The sequence below is a fragment of the Ardenticatenales bacterium genome (assembly GCA_020634515.1).
Classification (GTDB): domain Bacteria; phylum Chloroflexota; class Anaerolineae; order Promineifilales; family Promineifilaceae; genus JAGVTM01.
Map to the genome: position 1 here is coordinate 156848 of JACKBL010000004.1, position 15582 is coordinate 172429.

Here is a 15582-nt window from a genome sequence, read left to right on the forward strand (position 1 = left end):
AGGGTGCGTCCGTTCATTCCAAACTTGTTAACGGATGCGCCCTTAGGCGTAACGCGCTTTCATGCCGAAAAGGGGACGTACTAATTTGATGCGTCTGAGGATTTCGTAGAGGAGGAGGCTGATGGCGAAAGTGCCGGCATTTAACAAAATCCACTTAGGAAATGCCGGCAGCGACAAAGGGAGAAGGAAGTACGCCAGCACAAACTGCGTTGGTAAATGGACAATATACACCGGATAGACCGCTGCGCTGAAATAGCGCAGACGGGGAGACGGCTTATTGAGATAGTGGGCGCCAAAACCCAGAAATGCCAACATCCAGAGCATGGACTCTACGGCAACCAACCACCCGACCTCCATTTCCAGCCAAAACGTAAAGACAAACAACCGCATCAAAAACAGCAAAAACGCCGCTATCAGCACAACCCAGCGCATTTTCTCCGCCGCCGGCCAGAAAGCATCCTGCACCGAAATGATCAGGAAGCCGATAAAAAAGCAAACCAGGCCCAGCCAGAAACCATGCGCCGGCACGTAGAGGCCATCTGGACTGAAGCCCCACTGATAGGTCACAAATGAATCTGGCCTGGTTAACGCTGCTTCCAGGACAAGCGGTAGCACCAGGACCACAATCCCGCCCGCATGGCTGAATAATCTGGACAGAAAGCGGAACAGGGCATTGTGCGGGCGATTCTTTAGATAAGTCAGTAGCGGCAACAAGAGCAAGACGTACACGAAAATGTTCCCCAAGAACCAGAGATGTCCGGCATTGGGCGTGTAGGCGATTTCCTGTTCATAATACTTCTGGAAAAAATAGGCGCTGATGGGGGCAATGCAAAATACGCAGAAAACAAACGGAACGAGAATACGAATCGTTCGATCTTGCAGCAAATCTTGCCAGTTGCGTCGCGCCAAAGCAAAGCGAACGCCCATGCCGGAAATCACAAAGACGATGGGAATGCGCCAGACGTTGAGCATCATCATGACCAACCACAACCCTTCCAGCGGCTGCTCATTTTGAGGGAAACCGACGTAGACGCCCCAGGGTTGAAAACTGACGGTTACGTGATAAACAATGAGCAAAGCCAGGGCCAGGGTCCGCAACCAATCAACGTCGTGGCGACGATGGTCGGTGACGGTTGCGGGCGCGACTGTCGCCATGTTTTCCGATTGCATGAATCTTCCCTCCGTATGATAAAGGCGGCAACTGCGCGGCAATTGTATCAGCCATCCTCAATCCGGGCGGTGGAGACAGGCGGGAGACAGCGGGTTGGTCATCATCTACATGACATCCCGCCTTTCCCGCCCCTGCGTGAAACGTCGCAAGTCGCGCCAGTCTTCTTGAGTGGGGCGCGGATGGTTCAGACAACCAGCACGGAGCGATCCGTCTGGGACATGATCTGGCTGGTGATGTCGTCTAGCAGCAATCGCGCCCAGCCCTCACCCTGGTGCGCGCCGATGACGACGAGGTCGTAATCTCCCTCGTCGGCTTCGGCCACGATTTCATCCACGACCAGGCCGTGCCGTACTCTGGGCTGAATATGCGGGATCACCCCCTGTAGCGCGGCCAGGTCCTGTTGCAGCAGCTTGCCTTCGCGGGTGTGCCGCTCCATCAACTCCGCCGCCTCCGCGCGCAGTTCCCAGCCGGGCACACCCGGCGCGGCGACCATTTGCGACATGACGTGCAGCAGGGTCATCTCCTGAGCCAACTGCATCAGAGGGGCCAATGGATGAATGAGCCGACGCAGCAAGAGCGGATCGCGCCACCCTTCGCAGAGAAGGAATCGCCGCAAGGCAGGCGTATCGCGGCGGGCGATGAGGACGGGGCAGGGGAGTTGGGCGATGACGCGGGTGGAGGTAGGGCCGAGCAATCGTTTGACGAATCCATGCTCAGGTTTTTCTCCCATCACGAGCAAATCATACGCCCCTTCGCTGGCGGCGCGGATGATTTCTTCGGCGGGCGCGCCCTGGCGCAGCAGGACGGAAGGCTCGCCGGCTTCCGTCAGGGCTGCATCACTGGCAGCAAGCAGGGCTTGCGCCTGGGCAAGTATAGTCTCTCCCTCTGCCCGGTCACTTTCATGGCGAATGACGGTGAGCAGGGTGGGCAGAGGGCTGTTGGTGGCGGCGGCGATACGACCACCAAGACGTACAGCGATGTGTGAATGGGGTGCGCCGCCTGTGGCGATGAGGATACGCATAGGGTTACTCCGTTGGTAGCCAGGGTCCATGAACAGTGGTTGGTGAGTGACTGGTTATAGAAAGAAAAGAATGAGCGGGACGATAAGGATGGCGCACATAAAGAGGGCAAGGTGACGGTTGTCGTCCGTGATCCAGGCGACGACGCGCAGCATGGCGCGTTCGTAGCGGCGATAGATGAAGGTGAGGATGAGGATGGAGATGATGGTGATGCTGAGCATTTCCGCCAGGACGATGGTGAAGGCGGCGGGGTTTTTCATGAGGACGGCGGCGAGGAGGGTGTCAATGAAGGTGGTGATGTTGGCTCCCATGATGTAGGGGATGACGTTTTCGCGGCGGACGAAGCCGCGCTGGCTGAGGGGGACGAGGATGCTGAGGGAGACGCTGACGGACATGGAGATGAGGGTGATGAGGGAGCCGAGCAGGAACATGACCCAGGGGCGGTAGATGAGGCGGGACATGCGGCCTACCTGGCTTTCTTTGAGGGCCATGTCGGGAAGGCATTTGTCGAAGAGGTTGAAGCTGATGATGATGATGCCCAGGCCGACGAGGAAGAGGGTCCAGCGGGGCAGGAAGCTGAGGAAAAAGGCGGTGATGGGGTCGAAGATGCGGTCGGTGATGGCGTTGAGGAGGACGCCGGATTGGGGTTGCAGGGGAGTAAGGATGCCGCTGGTGAGGAGGGTGAGGCCGATGATCATGCCGGCAAGATACGTGGTCCCCGTGACGATGAGTGAGAGCAGACCCATGCCCAGGCTGTTGGCGCGGTTGCGCCCGCGCAGGACGTAGATGAAGCCGATGAAAAGGACGATGAAGCTCGCCCCCAGGCGGCTGCCGGTGATCATAGTGAAGGCGCTGAGTTGGTTGAAAATGCCGGCATCATAAAAAGTCAACGCCGCCGCCGCCACCGGAGAACCACTCATAATCACATAGGCGAACAGCCAACCAAAACCGAGGCTATTGGCCGGATTGTCTACGGCAAAACTATCCCGCACCAGCGGCGCCAGCCCCCGCGCCCCCTCCTTCATCAACGTAATCGCCAGAATGAACAGAAACAGACTGACAACAAAAATCCCCACTTTACGCCAGGCAATGCGCCCGACAAGATACTGCCACCGTTTTAGCACGGTGGATTGCAGTTGCTTTTTTTTCACAGCACGACGTTTCTTCACGTCCACATGCAAGCTCATAACGGGTTCTCCTTTCAGACGGAAACCGTGGCCAGTTGCGCTTAAGGCAATCATCCGGCAATCGTGTTATTACCCCGTTCCTCCTGCGAGGGGAACGGTGATGTGGTCTCAAAATGGATTGCTTTCCCCGAGGGAGAAGGGGTAGAAGTTGGCGGGTCGCGCCTCAGTCCATGATCTCCCTACGATTCCCGAATACAATTCCTGGAGCGTAATTGAAAATCACCATCCCCCGGAGGGCATGGTGATAGAAGGTAACTGCTAAGTGGCTGTCCGCAATGAAGTTAGCGGAAATGGGCGGACACCTTGTCAGTAGTCGTCCGTAAAAAGTGTGAGATTATTTTCGGACGGTTACTAAGTCCGATTGGACCAATTTTCTCCGGTGAAATTGGTCTAATCTCCAGAGAACGTAAGTCGCTACGATAGCAGTAAGATAATCATATCCAACTGTCCAAAAAGAGCAAAAACAGGCGCATGGCCGCCGCCAACCGCCGCACCATCGCCGCGTCCACGGTTGCCGCAAAATCGCACGCCGCGTAGGCCATCAAATGCCGCACCGCCTGGTCCAGTGGCAGGATGCTGCCCGCCAGCGTGCCATCGGCCAACCGCGCCCGCCCATTCCCCCCCGTCAGGGCAAAATCCCCCAGTTGATAGAGTCCGTCTGGCATACCGAGCGCGGCCATCGCGTCGCGGACCAGATTGAGGCGGCCCGCGGTCAGCCGCCACACCTGCCGCACAAGCGCGGGACAGACGTGAATGCCATTGACGATGAGGCCGATCGTGATGCGTCCGTCATCAAGCAAGGCGGTGACCAGGCCCGGCTGGCGGGGATGAATCGGCGGCGTGGCGTTGAACTGGTATACTCCCTATAGGGGCGGCGCGTTTCTTCCTCTGTTTGCTGTCGCCCGACATGCCGGGAAAGCCGTGACCCCTTTACCAACAACCTGCGTCGCTCATCCCGCAAACATCGCAAGGGACTATCATGACCACGAAAATTGTCTCCCGTACGGAGAAAATCCACGACATCCTCCGTTATGAACATCATCCGCTCGATGCCATCTTCCGCCCGCGCAGCGTTGCCGTTATTGGCGCAACGGCACGCCCCGGTAGCGTGGGGCGCACCATTCTTTCCAATCTGATCAGCAGCCCGTTTGGCGGAACCGTGTATCCCGTCAGCCTGAAGCGGCCAGCTGTGTTGGGCATCAAGGCGTACCCCAACCTGGCGGCCATCGGCGATCCCGTTGACCTGGCCGTAATTGTCACGCCCGCCCCCACCGTGCCGGACGTGGTGCGCGAGTGCGTTGCTTATGGCGTGCGCGGGGCCATCATCATTTCCGCCGGATTCAAAGAAACAGGACCGGAAGGGGCGGCATTGGAGCAGGAAGTGTTGACGGAAGCGCGCCGGGGCAACATGCGCATCGTTGGCCCCAACTGCCTCGGCGCCATGAGTCCTATCACCGGACTAAACGCCACGTTTGCCAGCACCATTGCCTTGCCGGGGAACGTGGGCTTTATCAGCCAGAGTGGCGCCCTTTGCACCTCGATCCTGGACTGGAGCTTGCGCGAGCACGTCGGATTCAGCGCCTTCGTTTCCATTGGGTCCATGCTGGACGTGGGGTGGGGCGACCTGATTTACTACCTGGGCGACGATCCCAACACCAAAAGCATCGTCATCTACATGGAAACCATCGGCGACGCCCGCTCATTTATGTCCGCGGCGCGGGAAGTGGCCCTGACCAAGCCCATCATCGTGATCAAGCCAGGGCGCACCCAGGCCGCCGCGGCCGCCGCCGCCTCGCATACCGGGTCGCTCACCGGCAGCGACGAGGTGCTGGAATCGGCTTTCCGCCGCTGCGGGGTGCTGCGCGTGAATGATATTTCTGATCTGTTTGCCATGTCCGAGGTGTTGGCGAAGCAGCCGCTGCCGCGTGGCCGCCGCCTGACGATTGTGACGAACGCGGGCGGGCCGGGTGTATTGGCGACGGATTCGCTCATTTCTGGGGGGGGTGAACTGGCGATGATTTCCGCGGAGACGGAAGCGAAGTTGAATGAGATTCTGCCGCCGCACTGGAGCCACGGAAACCCGATTGACGTGCTGGGAGACGCCAGCCCGGAACGGTATGCGCGCACGCTGGAGGTGGCGGCGGCGGACCCCAACAGTGATGGTTTGCTGGTGATTCTGACGCCGCAGGCGATGTCGGACCCGACGGAGACGGCGGTGGAGTTGAAGGAGGTGAGCCATCGTTTGAAGAAGAAGCCGGTGCTGGCCAGTTGGATGGGGGGCGCGGAGGTGAATGAGGGGGAGGCTGTGCTGAATAAGGCCGGCATTCCCACATTCGATTATCCTGATACGGCCACGGAGATGTTCAACTATATGTGGCGATACAGTGATAATTTACGCAGCTTGTATGAGACGCCCGTTTTGCCGGCAGGAACCGAGGAAGGCGCACCTGATCGTACCCTGGCAGAAACGGTCATCCGCGCCGCGCGGCAGGCGGGGCGCACCATCCTCACCGAATTCGAGTCTAAGCAAATCTTCGCCGCCTATGGCATTCCCACCGTGGACACCCGCGTCGCCGCCAGCGCCGACGAAGCCGAGGCACTGGCCGCCGCCATTGGCTACCCTGTCGTCCTCAAACTCCATTCCGGCTCCATCACGCACAAAACGGACGTGGGCGGTGTGCAGTTGAACCTGGCGGACGCGGCCGCCGTGCGTCAGGCATTCACGCGCATTGCCGCCGGCGCCCGCGACTATGCGGCGCAGGCGGGGCGCGATCCCCTGCCGGACGACTTCCTGGGGGTGACGGTGCAGCCAATGGTGAAACTGGAAGGGTACGAAATTATCGTCGGCAGCAGCCCAGACCCCCAGTTTGGCCCGGTGTTGCTGTTCGGCACTGGCGGGACGTTGGTGGAGGTGTTTCAGGATCGGGCGCTGGGGCTGCCGCCGTTGAACACGACGCTGGCGCGGCGGATGATGGAGCGGACGAAAATCTACCGCGCCTTGCGGGGTGTTCGCGGGCGGGCGTCGGTTGATTTGTCTGCGCTGGAGCAGATCATGGTGCGTTTTAGCCAGTTGGTGGCGGAGCAGGCGCTTATCAAGGAGATCGACATTAACCCGTTGCTGGCGTCGCCGGAGCAAATTCTGGCGCTGGATGCGCGGGTGGTGTTGTATCCGTCAGAGGTGACGGAGCCGCCGCAATTGGCGATTCGCCCCTATCCGACACAGTATATTCAGCCGTGGACGCTACGGGATGGCACGGCGGTGAATATCCGTCCTATCCGCCCGGAGGATGAGCCGCTGATGGGGCAGTTCCACCAGGGGCTGTCGGCGCAGAGTGTGTTTATGCGGTATTTCCATACGTTGGATTTGAGCCAGCGGGTGGCGCACGAGCGGCTGACGCGGATTTGCTTTATTGATTATGATCGGGAGATGGCGTTGGTGGCGACGTTGCGGGATGCGCACACGGGTGAGCGACGGGTTATCGCGGCGGGTCGGTTGAGCAAAATTGCCGGCACTGCCGATGCCGAATTTGCCATGCTCATCCACGACGACTACCAGCGCCAGGGCGTGGGCACGGAACTGCTGCGCCGCCTGCTGGACGTCGCCCGCGACGAAGGGTTGCAGCGCGTACTGGCCTACATGCTGCCCGAAAACGTCGGCATGAAGCGCGTTTGTCAGCGGTTGGGCTTCCGTTTCCATTTCAACGACGGTGTCCTGGAAGCCATCCTCACCCTGTGAGCGCGTCATTGCGTGTCTGCGCCCATTCCTCTGCCCAGACACGCCTATTTAGTGGCTGTCCAGATGGCGGCCATCATGGATAGCGGCTATCCAGATAGCGGCTATCCATGATGGCTTGGCAGTAACCGTCCGTAAAAAGTGTGCAGTTGTTTTTGGACGGTTACTTATGCTTTGCCCAGGACGGCGGCCAACAGGGCCATGCGGATGAACATACCGTTTTGCACCTGGCGAAAGTAGGCGGCGCGGGGGTCGTTATCTACGGCGTAGTGGATTTCGCCCACGCGCGGCAGGGGGTGCATGACGACCATTTTCTCTTTGGCCCGCCGCATCAGTTCGGGGGTGATTTCGTACATATCTTTCACTTCTTCGTATTGAGCCAGGTCGTTGAAGCGTTCTTTTTGCACGCGGGTGACGTAGAGGACGTCGGCGTTTTCGATGACGTCGGCAACGTCGTGGGTTTCGCGGGCGGGAATGCCGGCATCTATCACCCGATTCATGATGTTCAACGGCATTCGCAAAATCTCCGGGGAGACAAAACGCAGGCTGACGTCATATTGCAGCAGCAGTTTTGTCAGCGAATGCACCGTGCGTCCATAGCGTAGATCCCCCACCATGGCCACCTTCAGCCCATCAATACGCCCCAACTCCTCGTGGATCGTGAACAGGTCCAGCAGCGCCTGCGTGGGATGCTCCCCCGCGCCATCGCCCGCGTTCAACACCGGCACATGGGCGTAGTCGGCGGCCACCTGCGCGGAGCCGATTTCCGGGTGGCGCAGGACAATCACGTCCGCATACTGCTCCAGCGTGCGAATCGTGTCCACCAGCGTTTCCCCTTTACTCACGGAACTGAACTGCACGCCCTGCGTGATGGGGATGACGCTGCCGCCCAATCGCTCCATGGCGGCGATGAAGGAGGCGCTGGTGCGTGTGCTGGGTTCGTAGAAGAGGCAGGCAAGGACGTAGCCTTTGAGCAAATCCGCCGCGCCCGCGCGCTGGACCATTTCGCGCATTTCGCGGGCGCGGGCAAAGACGAAGTTCAGGCGCGCCTTGTCGAATTGGTCCACGGAAAGGATGTCCCAGCCGATCATGCCGTTGGATTGACGATGGTTTTTGTCCGTCAGCCGTGTGTAGTCGAATAATGGTTTGAGTGACATTGGGGGTCTCCAGTTGTTGGTATTCAGTTGTTGGTGTTCGGTTTTCCGTTGGTGGTTTGCGGGAGAAGTTGGCCGCTGCCCGGCGGGGCCAGGACAAGGCCGTCTTCGAAGGCAAGCTGGTTACGCAGGATGACACGGCGCACTTTTCCTTTGACGGGAATGCCGGCAAAAGGCGTCCAGCCACACTTCGAATACATCATCTCATCCTGGATCACCCACGAAGCCTCCGCGTCCACCTCCACCCAGGTATCGCGTTGCGGCGGCAACGCAAAAATGCGGCGCGGATTCGTGTGCATCAAATCAATCAACCGCGCCAGCGTCAGCCGCCCCTCATGCACCGCCGTCAGCATCAGCGGCAGCGACGTTTCCAACCCGGCCACGCCCGGCGGCGGCTGTGGCAGTTGTTTTTCCGCCAGCGTGTGTGGCGCGTGGTCCGTAGCAATACAATCCACCGTCTCCCCCAGGTGCGCCCACAACGCCGCCACGTCATCCGGCGTTCCCAACACGGGGCGCATGTCCGCCAGCGGCCCCAGCCGGTCAAACGCGGCCGCATCCAGGAACAAATGATGCGGCGTCACCTCGCAGGTGACAGGCAATCCGGCCATCTTCGCATCCGCGATCAACTCAATCTCCTCGCGGCGGCTAACGTGGCAGAAATGTACCGGGCGCTGGTAGGCGGCGGCCAGGCCAATGCCCACGGCCACGCTCTGCTTCTCCGCGTGCATGGCGATCAGCTTCCCCCGCGGCCAATCGCGGAAACAGGCGCGCAGCGTAGGCACGTCATCCACGCGCAGCGGGCCAAATGTGTCATTGAGATAGACTTTCAACGCCACCGCATGGGGAGCGCACGCGGCAAGCTGCGCCACTTCCGCCGGGCTGGCTCCGGCGAACAATCCCACGTCGCAGCGAATCGTCCGCGCCGCCGTTTCGCGCGTCGCCGCCAGCGTCGCGGGCGTGGAAAGGGGCGGGGATGTGTTCGGCATTCCCAGGATCATGGTCACGCCGCCGGCCAGCGCCGCCGCCGTGCCGGTGGCAAAATCCTCCTTGTGTTCCCCACCGGGCACGCGCAAATGCGTGTGAACATCAATCAAGCCAGGTAAAATCAGGTCAGACATAATTCCTCACCAGGAGCGCAACACAAGCGCGCTGCGTTGAGACAATCGCAATAGGCAAAAAAAAAGCCCAATCCTGAAAAAGGATCGGGCAATGAAGGCGAAAAAAGAAGAAGTTTTCGCGGGCGCAAAAGCAGTATGCGAACGAGAAGACAGTCTAGCGTAAACACCAAGCGGCAAGTCTAGCACGTTGCGTCAGTGGGGGCAAATGACAATGCGCGGGCGCGGGTTTCAGGTAAAATGATCGTGGTCGGTGGCGCAAGCCGCTGAATCTGGCTTAAACTTTGTCTGAAGGTAGAGGCGGGCGAGAGTTCCGCATGTTGGCGGAGAATAGAAGGGAGAGCGGCGATGCAGGCCATCGTGGTAGCCGATAATCAGGAAGACCGAGACTTTTTGAATTTTGTTTTGCGGCACGCGGGGGTGGCCGTGGCGACGACGGCGGCGCTGCAGCCGGTGACGGCGACGTTGGCGGAGCGTCCGGTGGACCTGGTGCTGCTGTCGCTGCCGGAAAGTGGGCGCCTGCTGCCGGATATTGAGGCGCTGCGCCTGGTGACGCAGGTCCCGGTGGTGGCGTTGATGGGGATGCTGACGGAGGAGTTGCATTGCGCGTTGCTGGATGCGGGGGTGGACCTGGTGTTGCCGCGCCCATTTTCGGCACGGGTACTCAGCCGGTATGTGCGAATTTTGCTGCGGCGGTCAAGAACAGTGCCGGCATCCGTCCTCCCCCGCTTTGAAACAGACACCATCCTCCTCGACCCCACCACCCGCACCGTCACCGTCAGCGGCTGCGACCCCCAGCGCCTCACCCAACTTGAATTCCGCCTCTTCTATCTCCTGGTCAGCAACCAGAACCAGGTGCTTCCCGCGGACATGATCGTTGAGCGTGTCTGGGGCTACAGCGGGCAGGGCAACCGCGAACTGGTGCGCGGCCTGATTCGTCGCCTACGGCGCAAAATCGAAACCCCATCGGCGTCGCAACGCTTCATCCAAAACATCCCCGGTGTCGGCTACCGCTTCTCCACGGACGCCCCCGCCGACTCCTGAGCGGGCGTTCCCCCCATCCCCCACGTTTTCGCACCATTTTACACGCATTTGGCACACCAGGCGGCCAGTTGACACGCTTTTTGCACAGCCCTTCACCCAGGTTTGATACGACGTGTTGCTATAGTTTGGGAAATCCCTTTCGGCCAGGGTGCTCCTCAGGCACGCTGCGCGTTGTACGGCCAGGCCCGTGCCAAAGCCGCGCTGGATGGAGATGTTTGTCGCATCGGTTTCTGCCGGCAATTCACGAGACACGGGCAGCGAATAACGCGCTTCTGACCACTGGCCACTATCTTCGAAGGAGTAACAACTAGATGGCTTCCAAACGTACTGACAAACCGGCATTGGGTACTTGCCCAAGCTGTGACACCACCATTCGTCTTTCAGGAAAGCTGCATCTCGGGCAAATCGTGACCTGCCCTGAATGTGGCGACGACCTGGAAATCGTCCAACTCTCCCCTACCGTCAAGCTCGATTGGGCTTTTGAAGAACCTTTCGATGACGATGACGACTTTGATTATGACGATGACGATTTCGACGATGATGATGATTACGACTTTGACGACGAAGACGATTACGACTTCGACGACACAGACGACTATTAGGACTGACGATGAAATGAAGTACGGAATTGCATCGTCAGCTTGAAGGAACAGTGAGGAAACAGCTTCGTTGTCTTATTTAATTCCGTTCCTTAGCCTACGGCGGCGCAATCATGCAGGCGGAAGTCGGATGAGGCCGGAAGGGAGGAAACGGGAGACGCCCAGCGCTTCGTGGGTTTGAGGGGCTGTCCGCAATTAAATAGCGGAAATGTGCGGGCGCAGTAACCGTCCGTAAAACGTGTGAAGTTATTTTCGGACGGTTACTAAATAAACGTTGTGCTCAATGATCGGGCGGGGCAATGGATCGCCCCGCCACCGGCATGGCTTTCGTGCCGGGCAACCCCCCTCCTCTGGGGGGCACGATGTCGCGCATCTTATGCAAAGATGCCGTTTCGCAGGAGATAGGCGGCCAACCCTGCGCGCATAGTGCCTTCAATCGTGCACGCAACTTCCCCGTCGCCGGAAAAAGCATTAGCATTTTCGCTGTTGATTCTCCCGCGAATACTGCCAAAGAGCCGGATCTAACGCGCGCATGGATACGTTGACCTGCCGCGCCAGGTCACGGCAGAATGTCGTGTGCGCCCACCAGAAGTGAAAATCATAATTGAAGCGCAGCTCGAATTCTGTCATCCGATTTCAACGCCAGCGATAGAGCGCCAGATGCTCTTGCTCGTGCGGGATTGGCCCGATCACCTTCCAGCCAACCAGCTCCCAACCTGACTTTTTCAGGAGGTTGCGGGCGGTGATTGTGCCGGCATAAACGCACCCATCCCCCCGTTCCCGAACCAAATTCATACCCGCCGCAATCAACGCCGTCCCCACACCCCGGCGACGGAACGGCTCCGCGACAAACAACCCACCAAGACCGGGCGTATATGCCGGCAGCGCCTCCATCGCGCGCTCACGCAGCACAATCGTACCCGCCAGCGCCTCATCCACAAAAGCCACCAGCCGCACCGGCAAGTCGCGCCGATTCGCTTCAGCGGCAAAATCCCGCGCCACATCCACCGGTGCGCGCCCCGCGTAATAATCAGGCCACTGCGCGCGAAACCATTAAACCACTTTGCGGCCTGAATTCATAGCCTTGTTGGCTCAAGGTTCGCATTGCATTCCAATAAAAACTGAAGCTGAACAGCTTGATGGTCACGTGAGCGAAAGTACTCTGGCTCAAAGCGGCTTGCTTCTTGCCAGGTGGCATAAACGCAATACTCAAAGAGTTCTTTTTTGCTATTACGCTTCCTGACAATCTTGTGCCCGATATTCGTAAACCCCAACGACCTTAGCGAGTCCTCAAGTAGAATTTCAGTGTGAACTTGCACGCCATAAAAGCTAGAATTGCCCACTATGTATGAAAGCACGGCACCTTTTTTCAATCGCGGGCGCAAGTTCTGAAAATGCAAATGCATATCATGGAAATATTTCCAGACATAATTCGCCATCAGCAAAGCATTCTTCTCATTTGTATACAGTATTTCAGAAACGACCATTCGCAATGACTCTGGAAGCGCAATCCCACTTGGCTCCCAATTTTGCAACCTACTGGTAGCGACCCCCCAAGTCCCACCTATTGCCTTCCAATCAAGTTCACCCGCTTCACGGGCGGTATCGAGGAATTGGGTCCAATACATATAAGGTCGAAGTTCACGAATGTAACTGATTCTGTTGGGGTAAGGTGGGGACGTGACAATATGCGAGTATTGAATGTTGTCAATTGATGCAGGCTCCCGCGCGTCCACGGAATAAACAGATGCAAAACCAGGAAGTGGCACGCTTGCACTTCGAATAACGGCTTCCAATATATCTATATACAGAGACTCAATCTGTTTAATATCAAACGAGGTCACTTCATCCTGAAATGACATTGAGACGTGATTGAATGCAGCAGATGATGTTTCAATGACGAGTCTGCAAAAAGACACCCAGGCAAGTGAAGAAACGTGATTATCCTTTGGCTCTCCCAATTGATTCACCAACGCCCGACGAAGTGCGCCAAGAACGCTGAGCGTGTGTGCAGACCACCATCTTGTAATATTATGAATATCCGGCAACCAGTTGTCTTCGTTTACCAATCGCTTGCATTCATCAAGCACCTTATCAACGGATATTCTCAAATTCTTTATTTCCGAAGAGGCATAGTTTCTGCATTTGGCATTGCCGAGCCAGATTAGAAACGGATTTATGTCAAAGCAATGGGCCAAAATGCCACGCTCAGCGGCAACAAGCCCTGTTGTTGCTGTCCCAGAAAAAGGATCAAGAATAAGAGAATCCTCCGAAAGAGAGTCAATTATTTCTTCAACTAACTTCACCGAGTAAGCTGGCGTTAGACGCAACCATCCATGTCTACCAAGTTTTGCATTGTACTTGAACGTATAATCAGAACGCTGTTTAACCTTCATCATATCCATCATTCAGCACGCAACAGTATTTCAAGCACGTTGTGGATCTCTTCTCTTATTTCAGCGCTATTTCTTTGGAAGAAACCAGCCAAATCATATTCAAGAATCTGTTCAAAAAACGCATACAAAGACACTTGACTATTTCCGTTTGTGGTACCAATGAGAATGCCACAACGACTATTTCTGTATCTCAACACAATATCAGAATCTATCTGTGACGAAAAAATAGCGAATACCGGGAGATAATCGTTCGCCCATGCCACAGTAGCGTTATCTATATCCGCATTCTGACGCTTAGAATCTTTACTCTTGTATCCTTGACGAACCTCAAAAACAATGCCGTTTGAGGGTTTGGACACTTCTCCCAGGTTTGCGCAATAGTCAATGATCCATTGCTGGACATTCTCAAGCACGGTCCTGTTTTGTATTTTGCCAAGTTCCAGCCGGCCATCAAGAGATAGTTTTTTGGATTTTCCTGACTTTGTTTGTGTTGTATATGACCATGTTGCAGATTCCGGGTCTGTATATCCGGTAACATCGACCAACACGGTGCGAAAAAGGCGTTCACACCCAATACCAAGCTGACGATAAACGGAAGTCATCCCACCCGCTGCGCGATGGGCCGAATATATGAGGTTGGTATCCAGGCCAACCCAGGCATAGAAGGGGTCTGACCCGTAAAGATGCTTGAACTGACTTAGGGAAAGACCACCGTTACTGCCACCCTGCCCGAATTTTGGCTTATATTCTTTGGATTTTCTGATAGGTTCCAGGAAGGTTTCCAGGTATCGTTCTTCATTCACTTTGATTTTTACCGACTTTCGCTATGTGAGCGTTCAGATTGGTTCATTCTCGGAGAATGAACCAATCTAAAAAGCGGACAAGTTGATTGGGAATAGGATCGAATAACACCATCCAAACGGCATGATGCGGTTGCTTTACCCAGATTATAGCAAAAACCTGCAAGAACTTTGGGGGAAGACGCCTTTAGGGCGCGCGGCGTTGGAGATGGAGGAGGCGCAGCAGGTGGTCCCAGCCTTGTTTGATCTGGAAGGATTTGGCGCGCCAGGTGCCGACGATGCCGTAGGGGAGGAACATGACGAGGCCGATGTAGATGAGGCCGAGGAGGAAGTTGGCGACTTCGCCAAACCAGCGGTCGAGGAAGAATTCGAGCAGGCGGAAGACGGCGGCGCCGACGATGGCGCCGTTGAGGGTGCCGACGCCGCCGATGAGGATCATGAGGAGGGCGGCGACGGTGTAGCCGAGGCTGGCGATGGTGGGGCTGACGATGGGCTGGTGCAGGGTGTGTAACATGCCGGCACTGGCCGCCGCCAACGAGGACAGTAACAAGGCCGCCAATTTGAACGTGAAGGTGTTGTACCCCAACATCAGGGCGCGGTCTTCGTTCTCGCGGATGGCGATGCACACCCGCCCCGTGGGGGAGTCCACAAAGCGGCGGTAGATGAGATAAAAGATAACGGTAACGAGCAAGGCCATGACGTAGAAGCGGAACCGCTGCGTGTTGGTGTTCAGGAATGCCGGCACAATCACCCCCTGCAGCCCCACATCCGCCCCCGTGTACGCGCTCAAATCGCTGGAGCGCACCACAATACTAAACACCGAAGCCATCCCCAACGTCACCAGCGCAAACGTGATCCCCTTCACCCGCGGCAGCACCACCGCAAACAGCAGCGCCTGCACCACACTCGCCGCCACCACCGCCAACAGCGTCCGCCCCAGGCCCCATTGCAGCGTCTTCAACGCGATCCCCGTGGCATAGGCCCCCACGGCAAAAAACATGGCGTGCCCGAAGGAAAGCAGCCCCGTCACCCCCAGCACCAGGTCATAGCTGAGGGCGTAAATCGCCAGGACGAAGACCTCAATCAGCAACCCTTGCATGAACTTGGCGCTGCCCGTTTCTCCCGCGAGAACGCTGCCGGGCGACTGTCCGTCCAGCATGGCAGCGATAAAGGGCAGCAGCAGCATAAACAGCGTCAGCGTCAGCCAGCCGCCGTTGCTTTTTATCCAGCCGCCGCGCCCGGCGGATACGCTTTCGCTCATGAAGAACACTCCATCGTTAATCGGTGAATGGGTAAATACGTGAATGGTTAATGGCGTCGCCCACGGACATTAACCATTCAGCCATTCAACCGTTCACCCATTA

The 15582-nt window shown here is 57.3% G+C and carries 13 protein-coding genes and 1 pseudogene; 3 read left to right on the forward strand and 11 right to left on the reverse strand.

What is annotated here, in order from left to right:
* Positions 1-42: 42 nt before the first annotated feature.
* The 4 genes from H6650_12350 to H6650_12365 all read right to left on the reverse strand — a co-directional run bounded on the left by H6650_12350 (position 43) and on the right by H6650_12365 (position 4177).
* Complete coding sequence (locus H6650_12350; protein MCB8952797.1) at positions 43-1170, reverse strand: acyltransferase family protein; 1128 nt, start codon at positions 1168-1170, stop codon at positions 43-45.
* 185 nt (positions 1171-1355) lie between these two features.
* Positions 1356-2192 (reverse strand): universal stress protein, encoded by an 837-nt coding sequence (locus H6650_12355; GenBank protein MCB8952798.1) that lies wholly within the window; start codon positions 2190-2192, stop codon positions 1356-1358.
* A gap of 54 nt (positions 2193-2246) precedes the next feature.
* On the reverse strand, positions 2247-3377 hold the full coding sequence (locus tag H6650_12360; protein ID MCB8952799.1) for a hypothetical protein: 1131 nt from the start codon (positions 3375-3377) through the stop codon (positions 2247-2249).
* 434 nt (positions 3378-3811) lie between these two features.
* Positions 3812-4177: a hypothetical protein gene (locus H6650_12365; GenBank protein ID MCB8952800.1), complete on the reverse strand. Its 366-nt coding sequence runs from the start codon at positions 4175-4177 to the stop codon at positions 3812-3814.
* A gap of 179 nt (positions 4178-4356) precedes the next feature.
* On the opposite strand from H6650_12365, the gene H6650_12370 reads away from it, so the two are divergent.
* Positions 4357-7113: a bifunctional acetate--CoA ligase family protein/GNAT family N-acetyltransferase gene (locus tag H6650_12370; GenBank protein MCB8952801.1), complete on the forward strand. Its 2757-nt coding sequence runs from the start codon at positions 4357-4359 to the stop codon at positions 7111-7113.
* A 164-nt stretch (positions 7114-7277) separates the two neighbouring features.
* Here the strand turns inward: H6650_12370 and pyrB are convergent, their stop codons facing one another.
* Both pyrB and H6650_12380 read right to left on the reverse strand, forming a co-directional pair.
* Positions 7278-8201: an aspartate carbamoyltransferase gene (gene pyrB / locus H6650_12375; GenBank protein ID MCB8952802.1), complete on the reverse strand. Its 924-nt coding sequence runs from the start codon at positions 8199-8201 to the stop codon at positions 7278-7280.
* Between the two features lie 89 nt (positions 8202-8290).
* Complete coding sequence (locus H6650_12380; protein MCB8952803.1) at positions 8291-9382, reverse strand: amidohydrolase family protein; 1092 nt, start codon at positions 9380-9382, stop codon at positions 8291-8293.
* A gap of 345 nt (positions 9383-9727) precedes the next feature.
* On the opposite strand from H6650_12380, the gene H6650_12385 reads away from it, so the two are divergent.
* Both H6650_12385 and H6650_12390 read left to right on the forward strand, forming a co-directional pair.
* Complete coding sequence (locus H6650_12385; protein MCB8952804.1) at positions 9728-10423, forward strand: response regulator transcription factor; 696 nt, start codon at positions 9728-9730, stop codon at positions 10421-10423.
* 311 nt (positions 10424-10734) lie between these two features.
* Positions 10735-11025, forward strand: a complete 291-nt coding sequence (locus H6650_12390) for a hypothetical protein (GenBank protein MCB8952805.1) — start codon at positions 10735-10737, stop codon at positions 11023-11025.
* 468 nt (positions 11026-11493) lie between these two features.
* Here H6650_12390 and H6650_12395 read toward each other — a convergent pair whose 3' ends face one another.
* The 5 genes and pseudogenes from H6650_12395 to H6650_12415 form a co-directional block, all read right to left on the reverse strand.
* The gene (locus H6650_12395; protein ID MCB8952806.1) at positions 11494-11652 is read right to left on the reverse strand and encodes a hypothetical protein; all 159 of its coding nucleotides are present in this window, start codon (positions 11650-11652) and stop codon (positions 11494-11496) included.
* 6 nt (positions 11653-11658) lie between these two features.
* A complete protein-coding gene (locus tag H6650_12400; protein MCB8952807.1) occupies positions 11659-12030 on the reverse strand; it encodes a GNAT family N-acetyltransferase in 372 nt (123 codons plus the stop codon).
* 173 nt (positions 12031-12203) lie between these two features.
* Positions 12204-13427 (reverse strand): annotated as a pseudogene (locus tag H6650_12405) (DNA methyltransferase).
* Positions 13427-14221, reverse strand: a complete 795-nt coding sequence (locus H6650_12410; GenBank protein ID MCB8952808.1) for a hypothetical protein — start codon at positions 14219-14221, stop codon at positions 13427-13429. Before H6650_12410 ends, H6650_12405 begins: the two are co-directional and overlap by 1 nt.
* Positions 14222-14405: 184 nt before the next feature.
* Entirely contained in the window at positions 14406-15479 is a 1074-nt protein-coding gene (locus H6650_12415) for a branched-chain amino acid ABC transporter permease (protein ID MCB8952809.1), read from the reverse strand.
* Positions 15480-15582 lie beyond the last annotated feature (103 nt).

Excerpts from the sequence above, each read along its gene's own strand:
- H6650_12370 (MCB8952801.1), top strand. The coding sequence starts at position 4,357 with ATGACCACGAAAATTGTCTCCCGTACGGAGAAAATCCACGACATCCTC.
- H6650_12385 (MCB8952804.1), top strand. The coding sequence starts at position 9,728 with ATGCAGGCCATCGTGGTAGCCGATAATCAGGAAGACCGAGACTTTTTG.
- H6650_12390 (MCB8952805.1), top strand. The coding sequence starts at position 10,735 with ATGGCTTCCAAACGTACTGACAAACCGGCATTGGGTACTTGCCCAAGC.
- H6650_12415 (MCB8952809.1), bottom strand. The coding sequence starts at position 15,479 with ATGAGCGAAAGCGTATCCGCCGGGCGCGGCGGCTGGATAAAAAGCAAC.
- H6650_12350 (MCB8952797.1), bottom strand. The coding sequence starts at position 1,170 with ATGCAATCGGAAAACATGGCGACAGTCGCGCCCGCAACCGTCACCGAC.
- H6650_12395 (MCB8952806.1), bottom strand. The coding sequence starts at position 11,652 with ATGACAGAATTCGAGCTGCGCTTCAATTATGATTTTCACTTCTGGTGG.
- pyrB (MCB8952802.1), bottom strand. The coding sequence starts at position 8,201 with ATGATCGGCTGGGACATCCTTTCCGTGGACCAATTCGACAAGGCGCGC.
- H6650_12360 (MCB8952799.1), bottom strand. The coding sequence starts at position 3,377 with ATGAGCTTGCATGTGGACGTGAAGAAACGTCGTGCTGTGAAAAAAAAG.
- H6650_12380 (MCB8952803.1), bottom strand. The coding sequence starts at position 9,382 with ATGTCTGACCTGATTTTACCTGGCTTGATTGATGTTCACACGCATTTG.
- H6650_12355 (MCB8952798.1), bottom strand. The coding sequence starts at position 2,192 with ATGCGTATCCTCATCGCCACAGGCGGCGCACCCCATTCACACATCGCT.